This window comes from Pseudomonas sp. GV105 (assembly GCF_003058185.1).
In the GTDB taxonomy this organism is placed as follows: Bacteria; Pseudomonadota; Gammaproteobacteria; order Pseudomonadales; family Pseudomonadaceae; genus Aquipseudomonas; species Aquipseudomonas veronii.
Genome location: NZ_QBUF01000028.1, coordinates 1 through 8,496, shown reverse-complemented (window position 1 = coordinate 8,496; position 8,496 = coordinate 1). Strand labels below are relative to the sequence as shown.

Annotated in this window: 4 protein-coding genes and 1 pseudogene; all 5 read left to right on the top strand. The window is 61.6% G+C overall.

Annotation, left to right across the window (positions count from 1 at the left end; translation table 11 throughout):
* Positions 1 to 428: pseudogene (locus C8K66_RS30350) on the top strand (type VI secretion system tip protein VgrG); the annotation flags it as partial.
* Positions 429 to 443: 15 nt separating this feature from the next.
* Positions 444 to 878, top strand: a complete 435-nt coding sequence (locus tag C8K66_RS30345; RefSeq protein WP_057005223.1) for a DcrB-related protein — start codon at positions 444 to 446, stop codon at positions 876 to 878.
* A gap of 12 nt (positions 879 to 890) precedes the next feature.
* Positions 891 to 5,318 (top strand): RHS repeat-associated core domain-containing protein, encoded by a 4,428-nt coding sequence (locus tag C8K66_RS30340; RefSeq protein WP_108526697.1) that lies wholly within the window; start codon positions 891 to 893, stop codon positions 5,316 to 5,318.
* 2 nt (positions 5,319 to 5,320) lie between these two features.
* Positions 5,321 to 5,599: a hypothetical protein gene (locus C8K66_RS30335; protein ID WP_057005221.1), complete on the top strand. Its 279-nt coding sequence runs from the start codon at positions 5,321 to 5,323 to the stop codon at positions 5,597 to 5,599.
* A gap of 69 nt (positions 5,600 to 5,668) precedes the next feature.
* On the top strand, positions 5,669 to 8,496 hold a 2,828-nt coding region (locus C8K66_RS30330), incomplete at its 3' end, for a DUF6531 domain-containing protein (RefSeq protein WP_178087557.1).

Genomic DNA, 8,496 nt, shown 5'->3' with positions numbered 1-8,496 from the left:
GCAATCAGGACATCGTCGTCGAGGTGGATGAGAGCCATTCGGTGGGGCATGACCGCAACAAGAGTATTGGGCACAACGAGACGGTGACGATTGGCAACAACCGCCTGCGCATCGTCAAGCAGGAAGACATCCTCTCGGTGGGCCAGAGGAAGACCGACAGCATCAGCCAGAGCTACGTCATCGAAGTGGGCGAAAACCTACGCCTGGTCTGCGGCGAAAGCATCCTGGAGTTGAACGCCAGCGGGCAGATCAACCTCACCGGCGTGCAAATCAGCTTCTACGCCAGCGGCGATGCCGAGTTCAACACCGGCGGCGTGCTGCACCTGAACAATGGCGGCGGCCCCGGCGCGACGCCCGATGGCCAAGGCATAAAAGCCAGCATCGACGCCAACATCAAAGCCGCGTTCCCCGCGCCTAAAAGCTCCTGACGAGACCTGTCTTCCATGACGTACCGAATCAACGAATTCCAGTTCCAACTGCCGGCCGGCGAGCTGCAGGACGCGTCGATCAATATCCTCAAGTTCCCCGAACTGGGCACTTCCCTGATCGTCAGCCGCAGCCTGCTCGCCGAAGGCGAAACCCTGCACAGCAATTTCGACGACCAACTCAAGCGCCTGGAAAAACAGGTGCAGGACTTGCGCTGCCAACCGAGCGTCACCGTGCGCTTGGGCGCCGCCCAAGAGGTGGAAGGTATCGAGCTGCGCAGCCAGTTCAACAAGGGCAATGACAAGGTGTTCCAGTATCAACTGGCGTTGGTGTTGCCAGGGACGCGCAAGATGCTCGCCTTGAGTTACGTCAAGGCAGACACGCTGGGGGATGCCGAGGCGGCGCATTGGGCTTTGATCAAAAACTCGCTGTCCTTCGACATGCCACAGTGACGACGCGCCTCAATGTCTGACGCACTGCTCTGGGCCGCACGGTTGGGGGATGGCTTGTCCCATACCTCAGTGATGGCCGACATCCTTGGCGGTGTGCTCGAGGTCGCGGCTAACGTGGCGATAACGGCGTTGGCCACGGCTGCGGTGGTGGCGGCGACCGGTATCACCGTTGCGACGGGGGGGCTGGGCGCGTGCGTGTTGGGTGCCGTCGTCGGCGTGGTTGTCGGCATCGCCATGAGCAAAACCGGTGCCGACAAAGGCTTGAGCACGATGTGCGAAGGCATCGGCAACGCGCTGTTCCCTCCCGCCGTCATGGCGACGATTGTCAGCGGCTCCACTGACACCCTGATCAACTCAACCCCCGCTGCACGGGCAGCCGGCACGGTGCCATCCCATGTCGCCCCCTCCGGCACCGAAGCCGAAGAACCACCGTCGAAGCCGGAACACAGCGAAGAGCCCAGCTACCTGGATATGGCCAAGGGGTTCTTTTCACAAATGTGGCGCCCTACCGTCGCCACCCCGGCCCCCGGCGCAGTCCCCAAACCGTTGGACCTGGTGACGTGCATGAAGCATCCTCCGATGCCGCCGCAGTTTCTCGCCGAGGGCTCGGAAAAAGTCACGATCAACGGTCAGCCCGCCGTGCGCAGCGGCGACCGTAGCACTTGCGACGCGACGGTGGTGTCGTCGGGGCTGATCTCGCCGAACGTGACCATCGGCGGTGGCTCAGTGGTGGTGCGCGAGATACGCAGCGGCAAAACACCGGGTGTAGGCCTCGCCGTTACCGCCTTGATGATGCTCAAAGGGGGCAAAGGCAAGTTCCTCAGCAACCTGCCTTGTATGCTGCTCGCAGGCGTCAATTCGTTTGTGGTCAGCCAGGCCATGGGCGCCCTGGCCAATGCGACCATGGGCTCGCCTAACCCTGTTCACGCCAGTACCGGAGCCAAGGTACTCGGCGGTTCCGAGGAATTGGATTTTGCCCTGCCTGGCATCATGCCCATCGACTGGCAACGTTTCTACAACAGCCGGGACGAGCGCCAGGATGGCTTGTTCGGTGCCGGCTGGAGCCTGTCCTATGAGGTCAGCGTCCACTTGCTGCGCCACCCGGAAGGCGGCGAACACCTGGTGTACGTCGACGAGCAAGGCCGACGCATCGACATGGGATCGATCCCCTTGGGCGGCGCCGTGTTCAGTGCTGGCGAGGGGCTCAGCGTCAGGCGCCACCTGGGCGGTCAGTTGCTGATCGAAAGTGCCGACGGTCTGTATCGGTTGTTCGACCCGGCGCCACAGAACGCTACCTTGCTGCGCCTTAGTCAATTAGGTGATCGCAACGACAACCGTATCTACCTGGATTATGACAACGACGGTCGCCTGCTGCGGCTTCGGGACACCTTTGACCTGGTCAAGGTTGAACTGGCATACGACGCAACCTGGCAGCGCCGCGTCAGCCAGATCGAGCGGCTTTACCCCGACCAGCGCCGCGAAGTGCTGATGCATTACAGCTACGACAGCCGTGGCGATCTGGCTTGTGTACGTCAATCCGACGGCCAGGTTAAACGTCGATTTGTCTACGATGCCGGGCAGCGTATGGTCGAGCATCAATTGCCCACCGGCTTGCGCTGTTTCTACCAGTGGGCCCTGGTGGAAGACCGTGAGTGGCGTGTGGTCCGGCACTGGACAGACGCCGGGGACACCTACGATTACCACTACGAACTGGACGCTGGCATCACCCGCATCACCGACGGGCTGGAGCGAATCAGCATCCGCCGATGGGATCAACAGCATCAGATCATCGAGTCTATCGATGTGCTCGGACGTACCTGGGCCTTCCAATGGAATGATGAAAGCCAACTGCTGGGCGCCACCGATCCCAACGGCGGGCACTACCAATTCAGCTACGACGAAGCCGGTAACCTGAGCGAGACGCTCGACCCCTTGGGACGCAGCGAATCGACCTTGTGGCTGGAACATTGGGCACTACCGCTGGCAGAAACCGACGCCGCAGGCAATACCTGGCAATACCGTTACGACTCGCGCGGCAATTGCGTCAGCGAAACCGACGCTGCTGGGAACGTCACGGCCTATCGTCATGATGCCCACGGGCAAGTCATGCAAATCACCGATGCCAGTGGCAAGAGCAAAACCCTGCGCTGGACGCCGCTCGGCCAGTTAAGCGAGCACACCGACTGTTCGGGAATGACCACTCGCTTGAGCTACTGCGAGCGCGGCCTGCTGCTGACCAGCACCGATGCACTGGGCGAGCGCACGGTGTTCAGCTATGACGATCAAGGCCGACTCACCCGCAAGCAATTGCCCGACGGCCGCAGCGAACACTATGAGCACGACGCCTGTGGTCAGGTCATCGGCTATCGCGACCCCGCTGGCAACACTACCTACTTCCAGCATGCCCTGAGTGGCCAGTTACATCAGCGCATTGACGCCCATGGCCGCCGCGTGACGTTGAACCATGATGCTTACGGCCGCCTGCAAAGCCTGACCAACGAGAACGGTGAACGCTACCGGTTCGACTGGGACGCCGGCGACCGGTTGACCCAGGAACACCGCCTGGACGGCAGTCTCAAGCGCTACGCCTACGACCCACTGGACAACGTCACGCAGGTAGAGACGATCGCAGTACACGGCACCGAGACAGCCATCATTCACGACCTGGAACGGGACGCCGCAGGTCGGCTGGTCGCCAAGAACACCCTGGATGGGCGCACCGAATATTGCTATGACGAGCTGGATCAAGTCACATCCATCACGTTCACCGGGCGTGACGGCCAACAGAGTCTGGGATTCGGTTATGACGTCCTCGGCCAACTGGTTCTCGAACACAGTGCCGCCGGCAGTTTGGAACACCGTTACGACGAGCTGGGCAATCTGGTTCAGACCCAGCTTCCTGACGGCCGTTGGCTCAACCGCCTGCGCTACGGCAGCGGGCATCTGCACCAGATCAATCTTGATGGCAGGGTCATCAGTGATTTCGAGCGTGATCGGTTTCACCGGGAAGTCCTGCGCACCCAGGGCCGTATCAGCACCCGCAGCGAGTACGACCGCAGCGGACGACTCCGCGCCCGTCAGCGTCGGCAACAGGACCAGTCGCTGCTGGTGCCAGCAACACAAACACGCTTTGGCTATGACGACAGCGACCAGTTGGTCGAGCGCTTTGTCAGCCACCCGGGCACGACACACCGCCAACTGCTGCACTACGATGCCACCGGTCGCATTCTCGCCAGCCAGGACAACCTTCTGGGTCAACGTGAAGCCTTCGCCTACGACCCGGCCGCCAATTTGCAAGATGGCCTCGGGCATGTGGCCCACAACCGGTTATTGACCTATCAGGACAAGCGTTACCGCTACGACGGTTTCGGCCGCATGGTCGAAAAATACAGCACCCAGCGCGGCACCCAACGCTTCAGCTATGACGCCGAGCAGCGGCTGGTGCAGGTGAACAACAACGACGGCTCCACGGTCAAAATGACCTACGACCCGCTGGGCCGACGGATCGCCAAAACATTGTTTGACCGTAACGGTGTCCAGCAGAGCCAGACGCTATTCACCTGGGACGCGATGCAGTTGTTGCAGGAGCGCTGCAACCAGCGGACCAGCCTCTATATCTATGCCGACGAGGGCTACGAACCCGTCGCACGCGTCGATGGCCTCGGGGCTCTGCAAAAGGTTCGCTACTATCACAACGACCCCAATGGCCTGCCCGAGCAGCTCACGGAAAGCGACGGCCATACGGTATGGAAGGCGCGTTATGAAGTCTGGGGCAATACCGTCGAGGAAACCCGCGAGCCCTATTACATCGAAGAACAGAACCTGCGCTTTCAGGGCCAGTACCTGGATCGAGAAACCGGGCTGCACTACAACACGCTGCGCTTTTACGATCCGCAGATCGGACGCTTCACGACGCCCGACCCTATCGGCCTGGCCGGCGGCCTTAACCTCTACCAGTACGCACCCAACCCCCTGAGCTGGATCGACCCGCTGGGCCTGATGAAGTGCTCAAGCCCACCCAAGGGGCGTAAGGTCAATCGCACGGTGTATCGATTCGAGGAGCCCGGACGCATCGGTACGACCTGGCAGGCACACAAGTGGAATGTGGAGTCCCGACACCGGTACACGGCCAGGGGACTGGGTGGCGTGTATGGCGCCAACTCGCGAAAGACCGCATTGGGCGAAGTCACCCACTGGGATGTCGACCTGTCCACACGGGTACTGGTCAGCAAAAAGGTGCAGCTAAACAACGTGCTGGACTTAACGCGCGCCGACGTGCGCAAACAGTTAGGCGTATCACTCAAAAGCATTACGGGTAACAAATACACCGAAACTCACCAGATCGGCAGCTGGGCAAAAGCCAATGGCTATGATGGGATTCTTGCCCCATCCGCGCGAAACCCGACCGGCAGCAACTTAATATCATTTGCAGGATTCTGATCATGCCACTTGAAGATGAATACCCCGGCGATGCCGACTGGCAAAGCATGGTAGCGCTGTACAAAGAAGACTATCTGGACGAAGACGCGCGCACCCTGGCGCAAGCATTGGCCGGCGACCTCGACGTGGCCGTTGTGCTGCGAGGCAAGCGAGGGCTCAAGGAAGGGCTGTGGTGGATCGAACGCAAAGTTCCCGCTCTCGACAATGTGCGGCCTGTCGACTGCCTTGAAGATCCGCGGCTGATCAAACGCCTGCGAACAGCCTTGATGAGCATGCCGTAACCAGACGAGGGAGCAACTGATTGACTATGGAAGGTCTCAAGAAAATCGCCACGGCCCTGGGCACCGCGTATGTCTGACGCACTCTGGGCCGCTCGCATGGGCGATGCGCTGGCCCACACCTCGATGATGGCCGACATCCTCGGCGGTGTGCTGGAGGTGGCTGCCAATATCGCGATCACTGCCGTGGCGACTGCTGCCGTTGTCGCTGCCACAGGGATTACCGTCGTGACCGGCGGGTTGGGGTGCTTCCTGTTGGGCGCGGTAGTGGGCACGATTGTTGGCCTTGCCATGAGCAAGACCGGTGCAGACAAAGGCCTGACAAACTTATGCGATAGCTTCAGCAATGCCCTTTTCCCGCCCACGGTACAGGCGAATATTCTCACCGGCTCAACCGATACCCTGACCAACAACATCCCTGCCGCCCGGGCCGCCGGGGCGATCAGCTCTCATGTGGCGCCGGCAGGCACCGAACTGGAAGCACCCGAGCCGGAACCCGAGGCCAGTTATCTGGACATGGCCGAGAGTTTCTTCTCGCAGATGTGGCGCCCCACGGTTGCCACTCCGGCGCCAGGCGCCGTGCCAAAGCCGCTGGACCTGGTCGCGTGCATGAAGCATCCACCGATGCCGCCGCAGTTTCTCGCCGAAGGTTCGTCCAAGGTCACGATCAATGGCCAACCAGCGGTGCGCAGCGGCGACCGCAGTACGTGCGACGCCAGCGTGGTGTCTTCCGGGCTGATTTCACCCAACGTGACGATTGGCGGCGGCTCAGTGGTGGTGCGGGAAATCCGCAGCGGCAAGACACCCGGCGTCGGGCTCGCAGTCACGGCGTTGTTGATGCTCAAGGGCGGCAAGGGCAAGTTCTTCAGCAAGCTGCCGTGCATGCTGATCGGCGGCGCGACTTCGATGGCGGTCAGCAGTGCAATGGGCGCGATGGCCAACGCGGCCATGGGCTCGTCCAACCCGGTGCATGCGGCGACCGGCGCGAAAGTGCTGGGCGATGTCGAGGAGCTGGATTTCGTGCTGCCCGGCATCCTGCCAATCGACTGGCAACGCATCTACAACAGCCGCGACGAACGCCCCGGCAGTCTGTTCGGCGCGGGCTGGAGTGTCGCCTATGAGGTGTGCGTCGAGATCCGCCCTCATCCCGACGGCGGCGATACGCTGGTCTACACCGATGAGCAGGGCCGACCGATCGACATGGGCTCGATTGCCCTGGGCGGCGCGGTGTTCAGCGCCGGTGAAGGACTCTCCGTGCGGCGCCACCTCAACGGGCAATTGCTGATCGAAAGTGATGACGGCCTGTACCGGCTGTTCGAACCGACCCCGACCAATGCTGGCTTGCTCCGCCTGACTCAGCTCGGTGACCGCAACGACAACCGTATCCACGTCGACTATGACGCCGCCGGGCGCCTGGTGCGCCTGCGCGATACTTTCGATCTGGTGCAAGTCGAACTGGTGCGCGAGCGTGAACGCGTCACTCATATCGAACGCATCTATCCCGATCAACGCCGCGAAGTGCTCGTCAGCTATACCTACGACACGGCGGGAAATCTGGCTGAGGTACGCGATACCACCGGCCAGGTGCAGCGGCGCTTCGCCTACGACGCCGGGCGCCGGATGGTGGAGCATCAGTTGCCCACCGGGTTGCGTTGCTTCTATGAATGGGCGCTGGTCGAAGACCTGGAATGGCGCGTGGTCCGGCACTGGACCGACGAGGGTGACGCCTACCAGTTCGACTATGACTTGAAAGCCGGCCTCACCCGCATTACGGACGGCTTGCAACGCGTCAGCAGCCGCCACTGGAATACCCAGCATCAGATCATTCAATACAGCGACAACCTCGGCCAGACCTGGTTGTTCGAGTGGAACGACGAACGCCAATTGCTCAGTGCCACCGATCCACAGGGTGGGCGCTACGCATACAGTTACGACGAGGCCGGCAACCTGATCGGCGATTCCGACCCGCTGGGCCGCAGCGATTCGACGCTGTGGCTGGAACATTGGGCCTTACCGCTGGTGGAAACCGACGCCGCCGGCCACAGCTGGCAGTATCGCTACGACCCGCGCGGCAACTGCATCGCCGAAACCGATCCGCTGGGTCATATCACTCGCTATCGCTACGACGCCCATGGACAGGTCGTGGAAATCGTCGACGCCACGGGTAAACGCAAGAAGCTGCGGTGGAATCCGTTCGGGCAACTGGTCGAGCACATTGACTGCTCGGGTTACCCCACGCGCTTCAGCTATGACGAGCGAGGCTATTTGCAGGTCATCACCGACGCCCTCGGCGAACGCACTCAATTCAGCTATGACGCCAACGGGCGCTTGCTCAGCAGCCAACTGCCGGACGGACGCATTGAGCGCTATCAGCGCGATGTCAGCGGTCAGTTGGTGGGCTATACCGACCCCGCCGGGCACACCACGCTCTACCAGCACAACCGTCGCGGCCAGGTACGCCAGCGCACCGACGCCCATGGACGACAGGTGCAATTCGGCTATGACAGCTATGGGCGGCTGCAAGCGCTGGTCAACGAGAACGGCGAAAGCTATCGGTTCGCGTGGGATGCAGGGGATCGGCTGACCCAACAACAAGACCTCGACGGCAGCGCCAAGCGCTACACCTACGACCGGCTGGATAACATCACGGCAGTGACCGCCGTTGCGGCGCCTTATGGCAATGGCTTGGCGATAGTTCCCGAGGAGCCACCGACCCCCATCATTCATCGGCTGGAGCGCGATGCGGTTGGCCGGTTGATTGCCAAGACCACCGACGATGGCCGCACCGACTACAGCTACGATGCAGTGGACCAGCTAACCGCCGTCACCTTCACCGACTTGCAGGGCAATACCCAGGCTCTTGGTTTCGCTTACGACGCCCTTGGCCAGTTGCTTGCCGA